The organism is Paenibacillus prosopidis (assembly GCF_003337375.1).
GTDB lineage: Bacteria > Bacillota > Bacilli > Paenibacillales > Paenibacillaceae > Pristimantibacillus > Pristimantibacillus prosopidis.
Map to the genome: position 1 here is coordinate 129,185 of NZ_QPJD01000017.1, position 20,169 is coordinate 149,353.

A 20,169-nucleotide genomic window follows, 5' to 3' on the forward strand; every position below is an offset into this window, starting at 1 on the left:
TATGAGTAATGATCGTTCAGAAAAATTTTGGATCAGGGATCACTACTTAGGGACTATAACCACCGCTACGAAATCATAACGACGATCTGGTAAGGGAGAGACGATAACTGTTCAAATATTTCTTTTCCCACCTTAAACTCCCTTGGTACAATATGGTTTTCTTACGAGTCTCGCTTATTCTTAGGATTTCGCCTGGATGGAAAAGAGTGGAGGACAGAAAGATTGACATCGACACAATATGTGTATATACTCGTTTTTATGAGAGAACATAATTCAACTTCAGATTTTTCAGGGACGGCCGATTATACAGCAGAGTGCGCTTGCTTGAATTTAAGAAAAGCGTCCCGGTTCATTACCAGTTTATATGATGAATATTTAAGACCAGTCGGGCTTCGGGCAACCCAATTATCTATCCTTATGGCACTTGAACAGGCCGGGTCTGTCACTATTACATCTCTATCCGAAATACTTCTGATGGATAGGACCACATTGCCCCGGGATCTCAAGCCGCTTGAGAGACAGGGATGGGTGTCGGTCACGGAAGGGGAGGATCGCAGGAAACGATTTATTGCTCTGACACCCGACGGCCGGAACCTTCTTAAGCGTGCGCTGCCGTTATGGGAACAGGCGCAAATCCGTATTCGAGACTATATGGGCGATGACCCTTATAAAGGTTTGCTTGGTCAATTGTCTGATATCGTTAAGCTGAACAGGCGAGATTAATTTTTTTCGTTAAAAAGGTGTATATACACATAATAAGAAAGGATAGATGAAAGTGGCCGATATGAAAAAACATCCCACAGTTGTGCGTTACTACGAATCCTCTGCGGAATCCGCAACTCTTGACAACGAAACGCTTGATTATGAGTGGATACGTGAATTGTGTCTTGAGGCCGGAGCTGACGATGTCGGGGTTATATCCATGGAACGCTCCGAATTGGATGATCAGCGTGATGACATTCTGTCCGCATTTCCGCATGCTAAGACGATGATCAGTTTCGTTGCCAGAATGAATCGAGAACCGATCCGCACACCAGCACGATCCCTTGCCAATATTGAATTTCATCATACCGGCGATAAGGTAGCGGAGACAGCACATCACATCGTGTCTGCATTGGAAGCGCGAGGGATACGGGCTTTAAATGCAGCCATGGGCTTCCCGATGGAGATGGATAAGTTTCCCGGCAAGACCTGGGTCGTTTCGCTCAAGCCTGTTGCCGTTGCAGCAGGGTTAGGCCATATGGGCATCCATCGCAACGTGATTCATCCGAAATTTGGAAACTTCATTCTGCTTGGCGCCGTTATGATGGATGCCCGGGTCAACAAGGAAGACCGGCCGATTGACTACAACCCGTGTCTGGAATGCAAGCTTTGCGTATCTGCCTGCCCTGTGGGCGCGATCGGTGCGGACGGACAATTTAATTTTTCTTCATGCGCTACGCACAATTATCGTGAGTTTATGGGCGGTTTCAGCGACTTTGTGGAAACGGTCGTGGACAGTAAGAACTTCAAAGAGTTCCGGAATGAAGTGCCGATAACCGAAACGACTTCCTGGTGGCAAAGTTTGAGTTTCGGGGCTAACTACAAAGCGGCTTATTGCTTATCGGTTTGTCCGGCGGGCGATGATGTGATCGGGCCGTTTCTGAAAGACCGTAAAGGGTTCATGAATGATATATTAAAGCCGTTGCAGGCCAAAGAGGAGACGGTGTATGTAACTCCAGGCTCCGATGCGGAAGCGTATGTCATGAAACGTTTTCCCCATAAAACGGTAAAACGCGTCGGGAATGGACTCAGGCCGAACACGATCCGCCTTTTGGTCACCCTGATGCCTCATGCATTCCAGCCGAAGCAGGCAACGGGTTTAAACTGCACCTATCATTTTGCATTCACCGGAGATGAAACGAGACAAACGACAATCGACATTCGTGATAATAAGCTCCAGATTAGGGACGGTTTTCACGGCAAGCCGGATATTCGGATTACGGTGGATAGCAAAACGTGGCTTAAGATCGTGGGGAAGGAAAAAAGTGTGGCTGCGGCATTGTTGACAAGAAAACTGCGGATCAAAGGGAACCCCAAATTGTTGATGAAGTTTGAGAAATGTTTTGCTTAATAAGAGTGGCATATTCGATAGATTCCCAGTTTTGGCAATAAGCTTGCAATAGAGAAAGGATTGTTTTTTATGAAAATGGATACCAACACAATTCTTATAACTGGTGGAACATCCGGTATTGGATTCGAGCTTGCTACTCAGCTCCTTCAGCTTGGAAACACGGTAATTATTACCGGGCGGGATCAGTCTAAACTGGACTTAGCCAAAAGGAAACTGCCAAACGTTCACACATTTCAGTGTGATGTAAGCGATCCAAAGGAAATTTCCGACCTTTTTGAAAAAGTAACCAGTCAATTTCCAGAACTGAATTTTCTGATCAATAACGCTGGGGTTATGCGTGCATTAAATCTTCATACCAAAGAGGTTGACTTAGAGGATATCAATAGCGAGATTGTAATTAACCTCAGTGGTTCGATCCGTATGGTGAAACAATTCTTATCGCATTTAAAGGCGAAGAAGTCCGCTGCGATTATGAATGTTTCATCCGGACTTGCATTTGTTCCTTATCCGGTATCGCCGGTATATTGTGCGACGAAAGCCGGTGTTCATTCATTTACACAATCACTGCGAATGCAGCTAAAAGATACTAATATTAAAGTGTTTGAATTGGCGCCTCCAGCTGTTCAGACCCCTTTACTAGAAGCTTTTGATGGCGACGAGATCAAAGGCGTAAAGCCAATGGATGCCGGTAAGATGGTTAAGTACGCAATCAAGGGTTTGGAAAAGGATCGCTTTGAGATCCTGCCGGGTCAGAGCAGTTTACTGAAGTTCATGAGTCGTTTTGCACCTCAGTTTATGTTAAATCAGATGAGTAAAACTGTTGGCAATATGCTGACTCAATCCAAAAGTTAACTATACGGAACAGTTGTATATTAAACTATTTGCGTTTAAAAAATATCCAAAAGGAAGGGAATTAATAATGAAAAAATATACAATTGTAGATAAAGAAACTTGTATTGCGTGTGGAGCATGTGGGGCTACTGCACCATCTATTTTTGATTACGATGATGAGGGGCTCGCTTTTGTTATTTTAGATAATAATAAAGGAACAGCCATCGTACCTGATGAATACGAAGATGACTTACAAGATGCTTTTGATGGATGTCCTACTGAATCAATTAAAATAGCTGAAGAGTCGTTTGAAGGTAAGATTATCAAAGCTTGAATAGTGTTAAAACAAAAAACGAAAGAGAAGGTATTTTGGGGGGAGAAATATGCTAATCACAGAAAATCAATCGGCAACAACATTCTCAAGAAAAAATCCATTTCACGCGAAGGTTCTGAAAAATGTAAATTTAAATGGAGCTGACTCCAATAAAGAAACAAGACATCTCGAGTTATCGTTAAAAGGATCAAACCTTTCATACGTCCCAGGAGATGCTCTTGGTATTATCCCCAAGAATGATCCGGAACTGGTGGCTTCTCTGCTTGAGGAAATGAAATGGAACGAAGAAACGTTAGTAACAATTAATAAGGAAGATGATATACTTCCGTTAAAAGAAGCGCTGGCAACCTACTTTGAAATTACACTGTTATCGAAAAAGATTTTACAGCAAGCGGTGGGATTTACCGAGAATGAAGAGTTGCGCAAGCTTGTATTAAATGAAAATGCAAACCAACTGAAAGAATATATCTACGGGCGTGACTTGCTTGATATGCTGTGCGATTTCGGGCCATGGAACGCTTCTGCTCAAGAAATGGTGTCTCTTTTAAGAAAAATGATGCCGCGTCTCTATTCAATTGCAAGCAGCATTGCCGCTAATCCCGAGGAAGTGAATCTAACCATCGGTGCTATGCGCTACACGGCTCACGGACGTGAACGTAAAGGCGTTTGTTCGGTTTTAGTTGCCGAACGTCTTAATGAAGGAGACACGCTTCCCATATTTATTCAACCTAATAAACACTTCCATTTGCCGGCGTCTCAAGATACAGATATTATTATGGTTGGTCCGGGGACAGGCATTGCACCGTTCCGTTCCTTTATCCAGGAACGTGCGGTAACTAAAGCAACGGGCAGAGCATGGCTATTTTTTGGAGACCAGCATGCGGCATCGGATTTCCTTTATCAGAACGAGTTGGAACAATATCAAAAAGATGGGGTCTTGACAAGAATAGAAACTGCGTTCTCCCGTGATACGGTACAAAAAGTATATGTGCAGCATAAAATGCTTGAAAACAGCAAGGAATTGTTTGAATGGCTGGAAAACGGAGCTTGCTTCTATGTTTGCGGAGATAAGCAATATATGGCGAAAGATGTCCACAACGCGCTTATTGAAATTATTGAAAAAGAAGGTGCGATGAGCCGCGAAGCAGCGGAAGTATATCTCAATGATATACAAGCTCAAGGACGTTATCAACGTGATGTGTATTAAAATGAATAGGTGTTAACGGCACCACGGCAAAAAGAGTGACATTCTTTCCACATTAAATGGAAAAGGGTGTCTTTCTTTTTTTGCCTGTACTCCCTCGAATCCCGGCCAACAGTTGCTCGATAGCTTTAGTTGTAACAAGTCGGAAAGCCCATAACCAGTATGGCCCAAGGGGAATTCATGTCATGAGTAATATCCGACCGACGAACGAATGTTGGCAGGAAAAAAATATCCATCCCCAAGCCCATAACAAAAACCACCATGCTTCGAATTAATTTTATTTGGTTGACCGGAATGCAAACATCCTGTAAAATTTTGTTAAGTGTATACTTTAAGGTAATGAACTTACTTAAAGGTAAGGGGATGATTTATCAATGATTCATCAGCTTGAATGTCCGGTGGAGACAATCCTTCATGTTCTAGGCGGCAAATGGAAACCAATGATTTTATGGCATTTGATACAATCCAATAAGCGATTCAACGATCTGGAAAAGCTTATACCTGATGTTTCTCAAAAAATGCTTTCACAACATCTACGGGACTTGGAACGGGAGGGCATAATCGATAGAACAGTCTACCCCACCGTCCCTCCAAAAGTAGAATATTCCCTTAGTGAATATGGTAAAACATTGATTCCTGTAGCAGAAGTCATGTGTGCTTGGGGAGAAAACCATAATAAGCGGAAATATGAAGAATCTGCTTCTTAAAGCTGTTTCAATTCATGTGCGTACTAATTCAAGGACTAATAACAAAAGCTGCCACGGGATTTGCCCTGGCAGCTTTTGCTATTTACAGTCAATATTCCTTTGCGATTTCAGCCGTGGACCAACATGGATAACCCTTTCTGCTTAATACTTACTTTTAAGTAAGGACCCTACATTAAAGTGGGTTCTTATCAAGATTTTTAAACGGTGCTAAGCTTAAGTCAATCCAGAGATAAACTATCGGAAGTCATTTATAAAAGGAGGAAAAAATGATGAAAATTATTGTTTTCGGAGCAACAGGAAATACGGGAAGAAGAGCGCTGGAGCAAGGGGGTAAAATGGGACATGAAATGACCGCATTCGTGCGAAACTCCGAGAAGTTTTATGAACAGCAAGGAGAGCGTTCCGCCAAACAAGTGAAGGTGATCGTGGACGATATCATAAACCCAGTAAGCGTCGGAGAGGCGCTCTCGCATCAAGACGCCGCTATTATTGCTGCCGGCCATGCAGGTCAAGGAGATGAGTTCGTTCGTCTCGTTGATAATATTATAAGCCAATGTGAAATCCACCCTGCTTTTTCCGGGAGGGTATGGGTAATGGGAGGTGCCGGCCTGCTGGATATTCCATATACTGATCTCATTGGCAACAATCTGCCCGGATTCCCGCCTGCGTATAAAAATCACAACCGGAATTTTGAACGACTGCTGCAGTCTGAGCTTGATTGGTCAATTATGTGTCCGGGAACTATGATTGATTCGATAGAACCTCCGGCGTCGGTTCATCTGCATGTAACAACGGAAACCTTGCCCATATCAATTCCGAAGACGATCAAGGAATTATCCGAGGCCGATATAGCCGGTTACTTGTTCAGTCGGCTTCAAGAGCTGGATGTTGCTTATGATGATGTCGTGAAATGCATGCTGCACCATATCGAGCTCGGAGGGCCTTTTAAGAGAAAAAGGGTCGGTCTCGCCTATCAAAGCGATATTCCGGTGAGCTAAGGAAAAAGAAGGGAGATGATCAGTTTGTTTGGATGGCTCCTCGTTTTTCATATATTGGCTTCTATCGCGGTAATCGGTCCCGCTTTCGTAGTACCCGTCATTCGAAGGTCCGCTAGAACCGTCGGCCAGTTGCGCTTTGCTTTTGATGTAACGAACAAGCTTGCCATCCTGCCTAAAATTGGCGGAGCCGTACTTATTATTACCGGGGTTTGGCTTATGATCATAACGAAGATGGGGTTGTCCCAAATGTGGCTAAATATATCGATCCTTTTATCGCTGCTCATGGTCGCCACGATCGAGGGATTGATCGGGCCGCGCATGAAAAAGATCATGGAGATTGTATCTATTAGTCAAAACAAAGGGGATGAAGTACCTTCCGAGCTCGGTCGATTGATGAAAAAGATCATACCAATCGAGACGGTGTCACAGCTGCTTATGATTGCCATAACCGTACTTATGATCCTTAAACCATTCTAAAGAAGCCGTCAACCCTTTAACAATCGGCCCCTGGGTAGCACCAGGAAGGAAGGGAATAATCGATATCGAAAAGGTGGCCGTGCGCAGCCCTTTGTTCCACTAAAGAGGAATGATGTTCAATAACGAAAGGGCTGCTGCGTGGAAGCCTATTGTTCCGTATATAAACTTCCGCATCAATGCCGTTGCGAATGTAATAGCAACAAATCGAAGTTCCCATGTTCTATTATTAAAACGTATTAATTCAAATGTTTGAAGCTGAAATTGAATTTATGCGTTCGGATGGAAGTGACTTTAGCGGTATTAAATCTGCCTTCCACCCCGGCATCGTGGTTCATGTATAAAACATCAGAGTTCAAAACGGAGAAAGCCAATTATACGAACTTATAACCTTAGCCGTATTGGAACGGTTTACTCCTCCGGCCGGTCCACCGTTGGCAAGCCTACCTGTTTTCTCGGTGCCGCGCAAGTGACGCTTACTGGCATCTTCCGCTGTATTGCTGATACGGTTACTCTCTGCGAGCAAGAAACCTTGATTAGTTCTGAGAGCGCCTTTTTCTTCAATCGTTATCCTCCCCCGGCTTCTATCGTTACGTTCGGCGACCTATTTGTTACATTTTCGATGAGCTTGTCTCAAATACTGTTTATCTTGATTCCTATGTTCTCCATAACCTCTAATGTTCGTTCCATTGGATCTCTCTCACCTTATCATGAGTACCGATCTTTCCGTCCTGTTCGTCCTGAATCGAACTTATCGCTTCTTCATCACCATTCATTACGTTTTGATCCTCAGAATGGATAACTGCCTGTTGATTTTGAGTGTTTAATGCAAATTGTTCAAAGCTAACCTGGGCACTTTTAAGTGAAGCAACAGCTGGTTTCAAGTCGGAACCAACAGTCATAAGTTTTATTCCTCCATAAATTTATTCAGGGCCTTGGCCGCTAGAGTTTAAAACACCCTTCTATTTTTCCGATATCCCAAATATTTATGAAAATAATTTTTTGCTTTAGCAGTATTGTGCTAAAGACGATAATACTTTTTTTTTTATTGCTGACTCTTTTCAAACTCATACACCTCGTAAAATCAATACCTCAGTCTATTACTTTATTTTCTTTCGAAATTTGATTAATGTTTAGGTTGGGAGTTTATCCTCTCTAATCCTTCTGTTAGTTATTAATCGTGGTAGGTCTTTTATTCTACTACAATGTAATATTATGAATACAGAAATACATGGGAGATTTTGAGCGTGAATGCCGTTGAATAAAAAAAGAAAGGATAATGATCCTTTCTTCCATGCTGCTCTATATTTAAAGTTTCTTTTTACCGCGCCATCCAGTCCTAGTGGGACCAACTTCTTCTCGACCACCGAGTTGAAAACCGAGTTGGCCGCCATGACTGCCAAGATGACCGCCGAAATTAGCACCAACACCATGACCGCCGCCGAGATGACCTCCTGCATGAAGGCCGGATCCAAATCCGCTAAGGTGACCGCTGACTTTAAACCCATGGCCGTGATGACCTGATCCCGGAGGATAAAACCCAGGGTAAAGAGATTGATAGGGATACAATTGCTGTTGAGGATACTGGCCATATGGATATAACTGCAGAGGGTATTGTCCGTAAGGGTACATGTAAGGTTGTATTGCCATTCAATTAGCCTCGATTCATGGTTGATGATCTAACCTATTCATAAATGGTTGGGTATGATGCTTGCCTCACTTCAATTGGGCATAGGTAGGGGATGGCAGCTGAATACTGTTAATACGCAAATACATAAGAGGTGAATCGAATTGAGTGCACTCAGAATTTTTTGTGTGGCCGCACTTGCTGATGTGGAAGCATGGCGCTGACGGCTTATCAATCAATTGAGCACGCCCGAACAATTCGGAGGAGGCTCGGGCGTATTTTTTTCGCGTAATGTCGCGATTTAAAGCCTTGGCGCTCAAATTTCACTTCGCAAAATACATGTTTCTTAAAAACTAGCTGGAAAGGATACCCAATGATTGAACGGGCAGGATAGTGTAATGAGGGATAGGGGGAAAACAATGAAAATTGTTCCTGACAAGTTTGAGTTTGGAATCGAAAAAGAATATGCAATAGTTTATAAAGAACGTGACTTCATAAGTTACTTATTAGCATCACAACAGATAATAGATAAAATAATGTCTAAGTCAGATATTCCTGAACATCTAGTGAAAAAAGTGGGATATCTGTTTAGCAAAGGCTGGGAAATACACCCTGAGTATACCAATGCCTTAATAGAAGTCGCTTCTCCTCCTTACACCTTGGATAGTTTTGATGAAGTAATAGATGGTTTTCAAACTTTTGAGGAAGTTGTATGTAAATTGTTAACAGACTTCAAACAAATAAACCCAAATCTAAACGGAGAGATTTTAATAACAGATAAATTTAGTTGTTCGACAGATACATTCATTAACCTTAAAAAAGAAAAAATCACTGATATCAAACAAATTATTCTTACGGATGAAGTTGTTACTTTTGTAGGAAGTAAAAATCTAATTCCCAATTCCTTTAAGAAAATTAAGGACTTAAATTTACTTTATGCAGGGTTTATTTCTACTCATGTTACACTACATCCGAAATATTGTTCAGGATGGGACATAAAACATAACGCAGAATACTTTTGGATCTTATTAAATCTTTTGTTTATGTCTGAATATGATATAAGTGACAGCACCTTTTATTATAAAGGTAAAGATGAAATTCGGTGTGCAACAACACCCCGAAGCGAACTAATTTCATGGGCGGATAAGACAAGTACTTTCTATGAAAAAGGTATTAAACAAATAATGAAAGGCGATCCACCAGAGAAAGTTGATGCATATAATGATTTTTTAAATGAACAAAATAAAGGAAACCGAACTTATTTAGCAAAAATAAAACATATTGAAGGATGGCCATTATTTGAAATTAGAAGGTTTCATAGTGGAATATCAATTAACTCAATTAAAGAATTTTTGTTAAATGCAAGTAAGATTGTAATAAACCCATAAAAAACCACACTTCAAGAAAGACGATGTAAAAAACTAGTTCGGGTACTGATATACGTGCAAAAGTATAATATATAGTTACCATATTTTTAGTTTCTTTTTAAGCTAACGAGGAACGATGAACGGAACAAGGAGCAGTTTGCCCGTGGCAGCTGCTCCTTGTTTTATTGAACGGGCAGTTTAGTATGGTATTAAATTAGTACTAGAGAAAGATAGAACTATTTAAGCAAACTAAATCGTTATATAGTTTGATTATACTATCCTTAGGAAGGAGTAATTACGATTGCTAGAGCTCATCTTACCTGTTGTGATTTCTTTAGTATTGTCACTGATTTATATTTTCAAGTTTAATAAAAATCATAAAAGTCTCACAATAATTTCAGTCGGAGCAGTTATTAATATAGTTTGTCTGCTATTGGGTATTGTTTATTTTGTGCTAACTTCGCAAGATGGTTTAGCCGTGGTTGGACAAATGGGTATTTATGCTGTATGTTTTGTCGCTATATTATTAATAAACGTTATTAAAGTCATTGCCTTGAAAAAACGTAAAGATTACTCAATGAATACACTTCCCTTACGATAACGATGGTTAGATGCTGCGGCAGTCAATAAAGGCTGCCGCATTTTTTCAGTGCCGATTATTTTTTGCTGCCTTAAACACATCGCTGACCGAATACATTAGAAGCTGCGAAAATGTGGTTTATTAACATTTAATGTGCCCGTATTCGGTATACCTTTCCTTTGGTAAAAGTGGATAACGCATATGCTACCCATTCCGAGATGCTTTCTTCTCCTCCTAGTAAAAATAAATTTGCTGTTCCGCGCCGTATAATCTCCGTTTTTGTGGCATTGGGAATATACCCTAATCTCGTAACATAAAGGACTGGAAGCTGAGGTGCCGCCTGTATATTCTTGCAGATTTCCGGCAGCAGCTCCGCGGAAGCAATCAACAAATCCATCTTATTGGGAGCATGAAATTTCGCGTAATCGGCGGCTTGCTGAAAAATATTTCGGTACACCGTAATCACCTCAATACATGATATGACCGTCGAATCAATATAATATAGGGTCATTTTAATTTATTTGGAGGTGAGATGGCACCATGCTCTCTGATGAGGAAAATCAAATGATCCGGGTATTAACGGAAGCGATTTTTCCCGGTGCAGTCGAGGCAAAAGTGTATGAATTTATATATCGAGATATGATAAGCAACCGATTTTTGGAGGAGATGTATCGTAACGGGCTGAAACGACTGAATGAAGAAGCATGGCGACTACACTGCTTGAAATTGCTGTATCTAGACCAAGGTCAGCTGACAGATCTTATGGCCATGAACGAAAATAGCGAGTTTTTTAAATATGTAAGGGATCATACATTGGAAGGAATGTTTAGCGATCCAATTTATGGCGGCAATTACTTGGCGCTCGGATGGCGGCTATTGGGGTATGCGGGCCCAACCTATCATCCGCCGGAAACGCTCAATGACGTCAAGCTTCCATCGCTATACTATTCGCTTGAAGGGATCGCCTATGAAGATAAAGAGTGATTATGACGTCATCATTGTCGGAGCAGGCGCGGCCGGGGGAATACTGGGCAGAGAATTGAGCGATGCGGGACTATCCGTATGCGTGCTGGAACGAGGACCTATGGTCGAAACAAAAGACGTAACGATGGATGAACTGCGTTTTCCGATTCGCCAGAATCTTCTATGGGCTACGCCAAGAGTAGGGGGGATGTCATGGCGACCCCATTCGCGCGCAGCAACGCAGCATGTGTTTCCTAGAATTCCTGCACTGCTTGACGGGTGGGGGCCCGGCGGAAGCATGAATCACTGGGGGGGTGCATGCTTTCGTTTCGAACCGGCCACATTTAAGGCACTGGATGTATGGGGACAGATTCCGGATGGCGCCATTGCCAATTGGCCGCTTTCATACGGGGATTTGGAGCCTTATTATACCAAGTTCGAGTATAGATTTGGCGTCTCTGGAGACGCCTCACAGATGCCGAACGAACCACCGATGTCGAGACCGTTTCCATTGCCGCCACTGGAGCAGGGATTTGCGTCGAAGCATTTTGCCGAAGCGTCAAGAATGCTCGGCTATCGGCCGTTTCCGATGCCGGCGGCCATTCTTACACGCGATTACCAGGGAAGAAAACGCACGGGGTTTTGCGGCTTTTGCATGGGTTATGAATGTACGGTGGATGCAAAATCAAACACCAGAGTGACGGAAATCAAGGAAGCGATGAAAAATCCGAATTTCACGCTTCTTACGGACCGGTACGTCTTCAAGATTACAATGAGCTCATCGAACCGCGTTGATGGGGTCGTCTGCATGGATTCGAGTGGAACGGTCCATGAACTCACCGCAAATATTATCATCGTTGCCGCCAATACACTTTATAATGTGTGGCTGCTGCTCCTCTCGCGAAATCCGTATGCACCGGGAGGAATCGGCAATCAGTACGGACAGGTCGGGATGTACTTTCACCAACATCCGAGTATCGGAGTTTTCGGTTTTTTTGATCAACGAATGGATGTCCATATAGGTCCTTCTCATACCGTTATGGCGATTACGGATTTTATGGAAAATCGGTTCGATCATAAGGAGTTAGAATTTATCATGGGTGGTTTTTTCTTTGGGGCTCATCCGGCCGGAGCGGCCGGTCAGCCGATTGAATTTGTAAAATCAATTCCACTGCCGAAAGGCATACCGGCCTGGGGACCTTTATTTAAAGCTTTCGTTGCGCAAACCTTCAGCCGGTACTATATGATAAACTCTCTGCTGACAGATCCGCCGCTCAAAACTAACTTTATTGATCTAGACCCCCATGCGAAAAACGGATTAGGTTTTCCGCTGCCTAGACTTACGTTCAGTTGGAGCCCGATGGTTGCCAAAATGCACCGTTTCTTTTATCCGAAAATGACCGAAGTTTTACAAGCAGGCAACGCTTTGAAAATTTGGGGAGGAAGCGATGTGCAGTTACCTTGGCAGTTATCTCATCCCAGTGGCGGTACGAGAATGGGGGAGAATCCGGAAGAATCGGTAACCGACAGATATGGCAAGGTTCACGGTATTCACAATTTGTTCGTCGCGGGCAATTCGTTATTTCCGACGATGTCTGCCTTCAATCCTACCGAGACGATCGGGGCGCTGGCATATTGGCAGGCGGAATATATCAAGAAAAGGGTTTTCCACGGAGATTTGATTTGACATAAGTGAGAACAAGGCTGCTTATGTTAGTTCGCTCAGAAGAAAAGAGAAAAATAAATCGAATCGTACACCCCTCCACAAGACGACAAAAGAAATCCGGCAGGTAAAAGATGACCCCTGACGTAAGAACAACTCAAGAAAGTTACATCGAGAATGACTTATGAAGAAGTAGTAGGGATTTTAGGTCATGGCAGAGATATAGGCTCTGGATTGTTTATTATTGAGTATGAATATGGAGGTCAGCAATTCACACTAAATTTCACAAGTTATGATGGATTAATAACTGAAGAGGTCTACAAAGAAATTCAAAAATTAATAGCAGTGTAATTCAAGGAACAGCCTTTTTACTCATGCTTGTTAAACGCCCTAGGTAGGGCGTTTTTTTATTTTCTTCCCGTAAAGGGCGTGCTGGTAAACTGGAATCAACATTAGAAACCCAAAATACATTATATGAACAGTAGTAAGGAGTGAACGAATTGAAAATATGGATAGCTGACCAGAGGGAGACACTTAGAACCATCGCTCATCTAAATCGTGTGCGAATCGAAGACCTCATTTCACTCAATCGTCATATCATGAACCCCGATGTGAACATTGCAGGGAAACCTGTATACTTTCCTTCCGAATTCGGGAGACAAGAGCGAATAACCGATACTCCCCCCCTTTGCGCGCTACAAACGCCCGGTCCAATGAAGCAATGGATTCCCCTGACGCCATTAGAACAAATGGAAAGCAATGAATACGATGTTCTCATCATCGGTACCGGCGCCGGAGGAGGAGCCGTCCTTTGGCGGTTATGCGAACACTGGATGAATAGCGATAAACGAATTGCCATCATTGACCGGGGTGATCTGGTAATCCCGACGCATGTCCGCAACCTGCCGACGTTGAATCCTTCCCGATTATGGGACTATTTTCTGAATATCTCAAAGGAATTGCCCGGGTCCTATCCGGATTACTTGGGGGCAAGACAAGTTTTCGCCTTGGGCGGAAGAACATTGTTTTGGGATGCCGTCGCCACTCGATTCCAAACATCTTTGTTAATGGAATGGCCGGTACCCTTCCGAGAGCTGGAATCGTATTACGAGATCGCCGAGCGGGTCTTGAAGGTTTCGGACAAATTTTTCGAAGGCGCGCAATTTACGGAGATTCTACTAAATCGTATTGAGGAGGGCGGTTTTCCTGAGGCCGTCAGGCTTCCTATGGCTGCCAATCTGAAGCCGTCCTCTTATGGAGAGGTTAATTCCGACGTTATAACAAGCTCTCTCTCTTTCCTTGCGAAAGCATTGAATTCCAGGCCGTTTGACTTGGCTGTCCAGTCCCGTGCCGTCCAAATACTCGTCGATGACGGGAAGGTAACCGGCGTAAAGGTGATGTCTCCGGATAAACGTTCCTTTACGCTTAAAGCAAAGAAGGTCGTGTTGTCGGCAAGCACATTTGAAACTCCACGCCTGCTGCTTCATTCGAACATTCAAAACGGGGCGATCGGGCATTATTTGATGAATCAATCGTTCCTGTTGGCCAGAGGAATGGTGGACCGAAAGGAGTTCTCCGAACATCTTGGAACGCTCGGAATTTATATCCCTCAAACGACGGAAAGGACCTATCAGGTTCGTTTGTACGGTCCGGATAGTTTCTGGTATTCCGTTCATCAACAAAGGCGATTAACGGAGGAATTGGCAGTTGAAATTCTGGCTTTCGGGGCGCTGGAACGGCGCTATGAGAACCGGATTACGATGAAGCAGGACAAAAAAGACGAATATGGGGTTCCCGAAGTACAAGTCCATTTTTCTTTTACGGAAAAGGATCGCGATGTCATGCAGCAGATGATGAATGGAATACGCCATCTTGCCGTCGCAGCGGGGATCCGTCCTATAAATGGACAGAATTTCTTTTGCCAGGTTCCCCGTGGGGACTTGCAGCATTGTTCCGGGACATGCCGGATGGGCGATGACCCTTCCACATCCGTCACGAACGGGTATGGCCAGGTTCATGGGCTTTCCAACCTTTATATCGCAGATAACAGTGTCATCCCTTCCCTCGGGGCCGGAAATCCCACATTGACGACCGTTGCGCTTGCCATTCGAACAGCGGATCACATCTTTCGGATGCATTAGAATTAGAAATCATCTATTTCTTCAAACCGAGACGACTTTCTCGAATTCGGTACTCTACCAATTTCCACCCGAGCAATGACTCGAACTTGCACAGCGCGAAGAAGTTTTCGCAGAAAACTAGCAATGTAAGCATCAGCTTGGAGGCCATCTCCATTTCCTACCTCACGTATAAAAAGGTTTTTTTTATTCACAAAGGACAGCTGGAGTGATTTTCTCCAGCTGTTTTTGTTAGGCGCGTGCATCTGTCTGAGATGGGGCGAGCAACATGCCAGGCCGTAACATCAAGTGAATCCTGACGCGTCGTCAAAAAGGCCTCGCAAGAGGGACAAGAGGAAGCCGAACCTCGGCTTAATGGGTCTGCTAAGAACTTGGAGCGGTAGTAAAAATAGAGATGTAGACTGAGAAATAAAGAATTAGACTAACGAAGCGTCATTAAGCTAAAGGGCAGTTAGTGCAACTTTGTATAGATAAATACGTATTGAATTAATCAGTTAAATGAGATTAGGACGTGCTCTAATATGCTCATCATATTTCTAATTGGTTTTATCATGGTCACAGTGATGTTCTTTATGATCATTTATAAATTGATTGAAAGAATAATGAAACTCCGCAAACTATATAATGGGATCCTTTCAGGTGCGATTGTATTTGTTATTATGTATCTTTGGATGATGAGCACGTTGAAGAACTTACTAACTCCTATGCCATGAGACTCCAAATGATTGAACTACTATGAAAGAACGGATTAACTTTCATTCTTTTTGGTGCCGCGCTTTGTGCGTCATGGATGGCAAACGGTAAAATAGTTGAATGATTACACATTGATGAGCAGGTGCTACGGTAGTCTGTTCATTTCATTATGCTAACAGGCAGGGTAATTCGAACTTACAATCATCAACTTATGGTAATATATATCAGAATAATAAGAATAAGAGGTGGTTGTTATGAAGTTTGAATATACTGTCTTGAGAAAGCAGGATGATATATATGGTGTTAAATACTTTTTGGATGAGAGGGATCACCTTCCAAAGTACAACGATATCTCCCTCATAAGAGTTTTAAATATTCTTGGAGAACAAGGATGGGAACTGGTAGTCAAAGAAAGCCAAAGTGCATATATTCTTAAACGTCAGTTGAAATAGTTCCTTGAAGTTTAAGCTTTTGGGTAGGATAGTCCAGTCTAGTTGAAGAATTTTGGTTTGAGAAGATTTTGGGGGAGATGGGTTAAGTGAATGAAAATATTATTCTAAAAGTTAACCCACTAGACACCTATAAATTAAAATTGTTGGTTGAAGAAAGCGCTGTTGAAGGATTTCGTCACATTAAACGATTAGTAAACGATTTTGAAACAGGGGCTAATAAATTCGATACGATAAAGATGGGGAAGCACTCTTTATCGCTTATCAGAGCAGCGATGTTGTCGGAGTCTGTGGTTTGAATCAAGACCCCTATGTGAATAGCAAAGAAGTCGGTCGTGTTCGGCGGCTTTATGTTTCCCAAAGGGTACGTCGATTTGGGATAGGGCGAATGTTAATGGATTCGGTTATTGCAGAAGCTAGTAAAAACTATAAAATGCTTGTACTCAAGACTGATAACCCTGTTGCAGATACATTTTATCGCTCTATTGGTTTTTCGGTCAATTTTAATTCAGAAAATGAAAGCCATTTTCTTCTGTTGCCGAATGCTCATTGAAGTAACTGACAGTTTTCTTCAGTGAACAAGATTATGGTGTTCCACCAAGATTTATATTAAAAAGATAAAGGATGTCATTGAGATATACGGGACACGAGAGCGTAACAATTCCACCACGAGGCTGCCGCGGGATGACCGGCAGCCTCCATTACATTAACGGGCAGTATAGTTTAGTTATAAACGTACTTTCTGAAATTTATAAATTTAGGTCTTGATAATTCTTGTTTTGCCTGCGAGTGATAAAGTTTTAGACTATCGATGGCATTAACTCTAACTGGCAGATTAACGAAAGAGGAGGAAGATACATGTTTGGGTTTAAAAAAGAGAAAAAATATAAAATACCTGCTAATAGAATACAAAAGCTGATTGCTTCTAATGAGGGTTGTATTGCAACTGATAGGATAACTGTAGATGGTTGTAAAGTTGGTTTTATGTACAGAGAAGAGCCGTATCAAAACGATAATCCCGATAGCGGATGGTGCTTTATGGCTGGTGATGAGGACGATGACTACATGAATAATCCTGATAATCATGCCATTTACCAAGTTAATACTATTTGCAATTATGATTCGGACATTATTCCATTGCTTGATGCACCGCCAGGAACTGCTTTTATTAGAGATGAAACAGGCAAGTTGGTACTAGATAAGGAATGGGAAAATCCCGAAGATTAATGTTGAGCTAACCGATAACGCGGCGATGGAACCGATCCATCGCTTGTTTAATTTTCTTCTTTTCCATCATACTTAGCTTCCCTTATTTTGCAAAATATAAATCTAAAAGTTAAATAGTATCAAACGGTCGAGAGCAGTCAAAATATGCAAGATTCTATGAGGTATGGTAATGTAAAGAACAATATGTAAACGTAGCTAAGCTGTGGCATGATATTAATTAAATATAGGTGGTTGAGTAACTTGAAGGCATTTTTAATTTATTGTTTAGTACTAATCATTGTTTTTTCAAATGGATGTTCGCGGACTGAGGAGGTCAGTAAAAACCTCCTTACGATTAACAATATTCAAGATGCACTTAAAAAACAAAAAATTAATTTTCAAGATTCAGAAATTATGAAAGATTATTTACTGAATTCAAGCGAATTCTCAAAGGGGATACGGTTGGGGAATGGCGAGGAAATCTATTTTTATGTTTTTGAGAACGAAGGAGACAGGATTCAAGGTCTAAAAGAAGTTAAAGAGCAAACAGCGATGGTTAATACAGTGTTCTCACCCAGCTTTTATGAAGCTAAAAATGTATTACTAATTTATATGCATCTTCATGGTATTGAAGGTCCTGAAGGCAAACTTAATGAAGCGATACAGGCATTAAGAAAATAGATGGAATAAGAGAGTACTCCTGAATTACAAAGTACCCTGTTGAGCTTACGGGAAACAATAGCAATAACAAGACAAGGAGCAGCTGCCGCGGCATCTGCTCTTGTCTTTATTATGCTAAAGGGCAGGACAGCGTAATAACAAAGGAGAAATTGATTGACAGCATCATAAAAGCGAGGACCCCGCGAATTATATCGCAGAGTCCTCTTATAGTGGGAAGCGGTTTATTTCAAAAATGCACTTCTAATGCTAAGTCTTACTCAAAAAGTATCGAAGCAGAAATCTCGGTCTTTTTATCCTTCTTCGTCTTTTTTTCATGGTGAATCAACAACCTTTCGGAAACTAAAATTGAATTCCGGTTTTCGCTGTTTTTCAATACCACTTCCCACTTATCCTACGTTTACCCTATTCCTAATGTTTTGAATCAATAAGGGTATTACTCTCCAAAATAAAGTTTTAGATTGACTATGCTTGATTAAGCTAACTGGCAGATTACTTATATATCCAAGTGCTTATTTGAGTAAAATAATCTAAGATATTTAAGAATCATATTATTAGAACGGAGCGGACCAAGTTGGATATTGCCTTTGCCGTATTATCCTTTTTATTTATGTTGTTTTTCTTAATTACAATTCGGGCGATTTTAAACAAAGATAAATGTGAGCTACTCATATTTGCAACATCTGTTTTTTTTGGAGCTATTCTGTTGGGCGAAGGTGCCTCGAAGCTTGTCGTTACGGCAGAGCACCGATTGAGAAGAACACGATTCAACTTCGCTTCACGAGTCCGGAAGGAAAACGACAGCAATTGGTCGAACTCGTAAGGACCGAGGGATATGAGGAGCAAGCCTTTGCATTGGACCCACGGGGATGCTAAAAGGTGACCTTTCTCTTCCTGCCGGGCTCAAATTCGATTATGCTGGTTCCGGTTTACAAAGTAGTCTGGAGCCGTGCTGTATGGGAGGTTGTAACGTGTGAAGCTATCGGTATGTATCGATTCCGTGTTTCGCGGGCTAGGATTGGAAGACAGTCTTCGTAAGGTGAAGGCAGAGGGCTTCCGGGCCTTCGAGTTCTGGGGCTGGGAGAAGAAGGACTTAGGTCTGATGACGAAGCTGGTAGAGGAACTGGATTTATCGCTCAGTGCCTTCTGTGTGAAGCAAGCGAATCTGACAGAGCCCTCCGCCCGTTCGGCTTATCTGGATGGATTGAAAGAAACGCTGGAGGTGGCGAAGCGACTGCAGTGCCGAACGCTCATCTTGACAGTGGGCAATGAGCGAGCCGGTGTACCCCGGGAGGAGCAGCGCCGGAGCTTAGTAGAAGGACTCCGTGCGAGCCTTTCTCTGCTGGAGGGGACCGGTGTGACGCTGGCCGTAGAACCGCTGAATACCCTTATCGATCATCCCGGCTATTTTTTGTCCTACTCCCAGGAGGCTTGGGATATTCTGCAGGAAGTCCGTCATCCGCAAGTGCAAATGCTCTTCGATATTTACCATCAACAGATTACCGAAGGGCATGTGACGACAAATCTGCTCCGTATGCTGGAGCGGGTCGGGCATATTCATTCTGCGGGCAATCCGGGCCGAGGTGAGCTCGGTGAGGGTGAGCTTCATTACCCGTACATTTTTAAGCGGTTGACAGAAGCCGGGTATCAAGGGTATGTAGGCCTGGAGTATTTTACGGCAGAAGATCCGGTGGAAAGTTTGCAGCGAATGGCTGCTGAGTATAGTGAATGGCTATAAGCCTGTGGGCCTGCCGTGGCGGCGGGCTTTTTTATGTCGCGAAAAGGAAAATCTGCGGAAGAATAATGTATTAGACTAACGATGCATCCGCAAACGGACAGCATAGTTTTTGAATATCCTTTATTGTTTATCAATAACTCTCTAGCTTTGTGAAGGTTCACATTTCGATACACTTTGTTACGCTAACGGTTACGATAGTGGGGGAACTGCTTCGTGGTAGCTCTTCTTTTGGTTTATTGAAGGGCAGGATAGTGAAATAACAGGAATCAAATGAAGGAGTATGGCGGAGCTGCGCAAGGGTTCAGCCTAAACGGGACGGCGCAGGTTGTAGTTAAATTACGATTGTGATAAACTGAACATAATTTTGATGACGGGAGTTGAACGAATACATGTAGAACTTTCTTGC

The 20,169-nt window shown here is 42.6% G+C and carries 24 protein-coding genes; 21 read left to right on the plus strand and 3 right to left on the minus strand.

The features are described from left to right. The first annotated feature begins 222 nt into the window (after positions 1-222). From DFP97_RS23790 to DFP97_RS23825, 8 genes are all read left to right on the plus strand, one after another. Positions 223-723 carry a MarR family winged helix-turn-helix transcriptional regulator gene (locus DFP97_RS23790; RefSeq protein ID WP_245976566.1) on the plus strand — a complete coding sequence of 167 codons (501 nt, stop codon included), beginning with the start codon at positions 223-225 and terminating at the stop codon, positions 721-723. 61 nt (positions 724-784) lie between these two features. After that, a complete protein-coding gene (locus DFP97_RS23795; RefSeq protein ID WP_114383088.1) occupies positions 785-2,113 on the plus strand; it encodes an SCP2 sterol-binding domain-containing protein in 1,329 nt (442 codons plus the stop codon). A 69-nt stretch (positions 2,114-2,182) separates the two neighbouring features. Then, the gene (locus DFP97_RS23800) at positions 2,183-2,965 is read left to right on the plus strand and encodes an SDR family oxidoreductase (protein ID WP_114382998.1); all 783 of its coding nucleotides are present in this window, start codon (positions 2,183-2,185) and stop codon (positions 2,963-2,965) included. 67 nt (positions 2,966-3,032) lie between these two features. Continuing rightward, positions 3,033-3,278: a ferredoxin gene (locus tag DFP97_RS23805; protein WP_114383000.1), complete on the plus strand. Its 246-nt coding sequence runs from the start codon at positions 3,033-3,035 to the stop codon at positions 3,276-3,278. A gap of 49 nt (positions 3,279-3,327) precedes the next feature. Continuing rightward, on the plus strand, positions 3,328-4,485 hold the full coding sequence (locus tag DFP97_RS23810) for a sulfite reductase subunit alpha (protein WP_114383002.1): 1,158 nt from the start codon (positions 3,328-3,330) through the stop codon (positions 4,483-4,485). 371 nt (positions 4,486-4,856) lie between these two features. After that, the gene (locus tag DFP97_RS23815) at positions 4,857-5,189 is read left to right on the plus strand and encodes a winged helix-turn-helix transcriptional regulator (protein WP_114383004.1); all 333 of its coding nucleotides are present in this window, start codon (positions 4,857-4,859) and stop codon (positions 5,187-5,189) included. 269 nt (positions 5,190-5,458) lie between these two features. Next, positions 5,459-6,187, plus strand: coding sequence for an NAD(P)-dependent oxidoreductase (locus DFP97_RS23820; protein WP_114383006.1), 729 nt, complete (start codon positions 5,459-5,461; stop codon positions 6,185-6,187). A 15-nt stretch (positions 6,188-6,202) separates the two neighbouring features. Further along, on the plus strand, positions 6,203-6,664 hold the full coding sequence (locus DFP97_RS23825; protein ID WP_114383008.1) for a DUF2269 family protein: 462 nt from the start codon (positions 6,203-6,205) through the stop codon (positions 6,662-6,664). Positions 6,665-7,072: 408 nt separating this feature from the next. Here the strand turns inward: DFP97_RS23825 and DFP97_RS30930 are convergent, their stop codons facing one another. Next, positions 7,073-7,225: a hypothetical protein gene (locus tag DFP97_RS30930; RefSeq protein ID WP_181873649.1), complete on the minus strand. Its 153-nt coding sequence runs from the start codon at positions 7,223-7,225 to the stop codon at positions 7,073-7,075. Positions 7,226-7,335: 110 nt separating this feature from the next. Then, on the minus strand, positions 7,336-7,563 hold the full coding sequence (locus DFP97_RS23830) for a DUF1657 domain-containing protein (RefSeq protein ID WP_114383010.1): 228 nt from the start codon (positions 7,561-7,563) through the stop codon (positions 7,336-7,338). A 349-nt stretch (positions 7,564-7,912) separates the two neighbouring features. Between DFP97_RS23830 and DFP97_RS23835 the strand changes: the two genes are divergently transcribed. The 3 genes from DFP97_RS23835 to DFP97_RS23845 all read left to right on the plus strand — a co-directional run bounded on the left by DFP97_RS23835 (position 7,913) and on the right by DFP97_RS23845 (position 10,256). After that, complete coding sequence (locus tag DFP97_RS23835) at positions 7,913-8,185, plus strand: hypothetical protein (protein ID WP_114383012.1); 273 nt, start codon at positions 7,913-7,915, stop codon at positions 8,183-8,185. 522 nt (positions 8,186-8,707) lie between these two features. Continuing rightward, positions 8,708-9,676, plus strand: coding sequence for a hypothetical protein (locus tag DFP97_RS23840; RefSeq protein ID WP_114383014.1), 969 nt, complete (start codon positions 8,708-8,710; stop codon positions 9,674-9,676). Between the two features lie 280 nt (positions 9,677-9,956). Next, the gene (locus DFP97_RS23845; RefSeq protein WP_114383016.1) at positions 9,957-10,256 is read left to right on the plus strand and encodes a hypothetical protein; all 300 of its coding nucleotides are present in this window, start codon (positions 9,957-9,959) and stop codon (positions 10,254-10,256) included. Positions 10,257-10,383: 127 nt separating this feature from the next. Here DFP97_RS23845 and DFP97_RS23850 read toward each other — a convergent pair whose 3' ends face one another. Further along, a complete protein-coding gene (locus DFP97_RS23850) occupies positions 10,384-10,692 on the minus strand; it encodes a hypothetical protein (protein ID WP_114383018.1) in 309 nt (102 codons plus the stop codon). Positions 10,693-10,775: 83 nt separating this feature from the next. Between DFP97_RS23850 and DFP97_RS23855 the strand changes: the two genes are divergently transcribed. The 10 genes from DFP97_RS23855 (at position 10,776) to DFP97_RS23910 (ending at position 19,763) form a co-directional block, all read left to right on the plus strand. After that, entirely contained in the window at positions 10,776-11,219 is a 444-nt protein-coding gene (locus tag DFP97_RS23855) for a gluconate 2-dehydrogenase subunit 3 family protein (RefSeq protein WP_114383019.1), read from the plus strand. Then, entirely contained in the window at positions 11,203-12,885 is a 1,683-nt protein-coding gene (locus DFP97_RS23860) for a GMC family oxidoreductase (protein WP_181873651.1), read from the plus strand. Before DFP97_RS23855 ends, DFP97_RS23860 begins: the two co-directional genes overlap by 17 nt. Before the next feature lie 153 nt (positions 12,886-13,038). After that, positions 13,039-13,212, plus strand: a complete 174-nt coding sequence (locus DFP97_RS30935) for a hypothetical protein (protein ID WP_181873652.1) — start codon at positions 13,039-13,041, stop codon at positions 13,210-13,212. A gap of 149 nt (positions 13,213-13,361) precedes the next feature. Then, positions 13,362-15,002, plus strand: a complete 1,641-nt coding sequence (locus DFP97_RS23865) for a GMC oxidoreductase (RefSeq protein ID WP_245976568.1) — start codon at positions 13,362-13,364, stop codon at positions 15,000-15,002. Between the two features lie 944 nt (positions 15,003-15,946). Then, the gene (locus DFP97_RS23880) at positions 15,947-16,144 is read left to right on the plus strand and encodes a hypothetical protein (RefSeq protein WP_114383028.1); all 198 of its coding nucleotides are present in this window, start codon (positions 15,947-15,949) and stop codon (positions 16,142-16,144) included. Positions 16,145-16,230: 86 nt separating this feature from the next. Continuing rightward, on the plus strand, positions 16,231-16,440 hold the full coding sequence (locus DFP97_RS23885; protein WP_114383030.1) for a hypothetical protein: 210 nt from the start codon (positions 16,231-16,233) through the stop codon (positions 16,438-16,440). Further along, a complete protein-coding gene (locus tag DFP97_RS23890) occupies positions 16,437-16,694 on the plus strand; it encodes a GNAT family N-acetyltransferase (RefSeq protein WP_245976569.1) in 258 nt (85 codons plus the stop codon). The genes DFP97_RS23885 and DFP97_RS23890 overlap by 4 nt, the downstream gene beginning before the upstream one ends. Positions 16,695-16,999: 305 nt before the next feature. After that, positions 17,000-17,368, plus strand: a complete 369-nt coding sequence (locus DFP97_RS23895) for a DUF2185 domain-containing protein (protein ID WP_114383034.1) — start codon at positions 17,000-17,002, stop codon at positions 17,366-17,368. Positions 17,369-17,608: 240 nt separating this feature from the next. Next, entirely contained in the window at positions 17,609-18,028 is a 420-nt protein-coding gene (locus DFP97_RS23900) for a hypothetical protein (RefSeq protein WP_114383036.1), read from the plus strand. Between the two features lie 970 nt (positions 18,029-18,998). Next, positions 18,999-19,763: a hydroxypyruvate isomerase family protein gene (locus DFP97_RS23910; protein WP_114383040.1), complete on the plus strand. Its 765-nt coding sequence runs from the start codon at positions 18,999-19,001 to the stop codon at positions 19,761-19,763. The last annotated feature ends 406 nt before the right edge of the window (positions 19,764-20,169 follow it).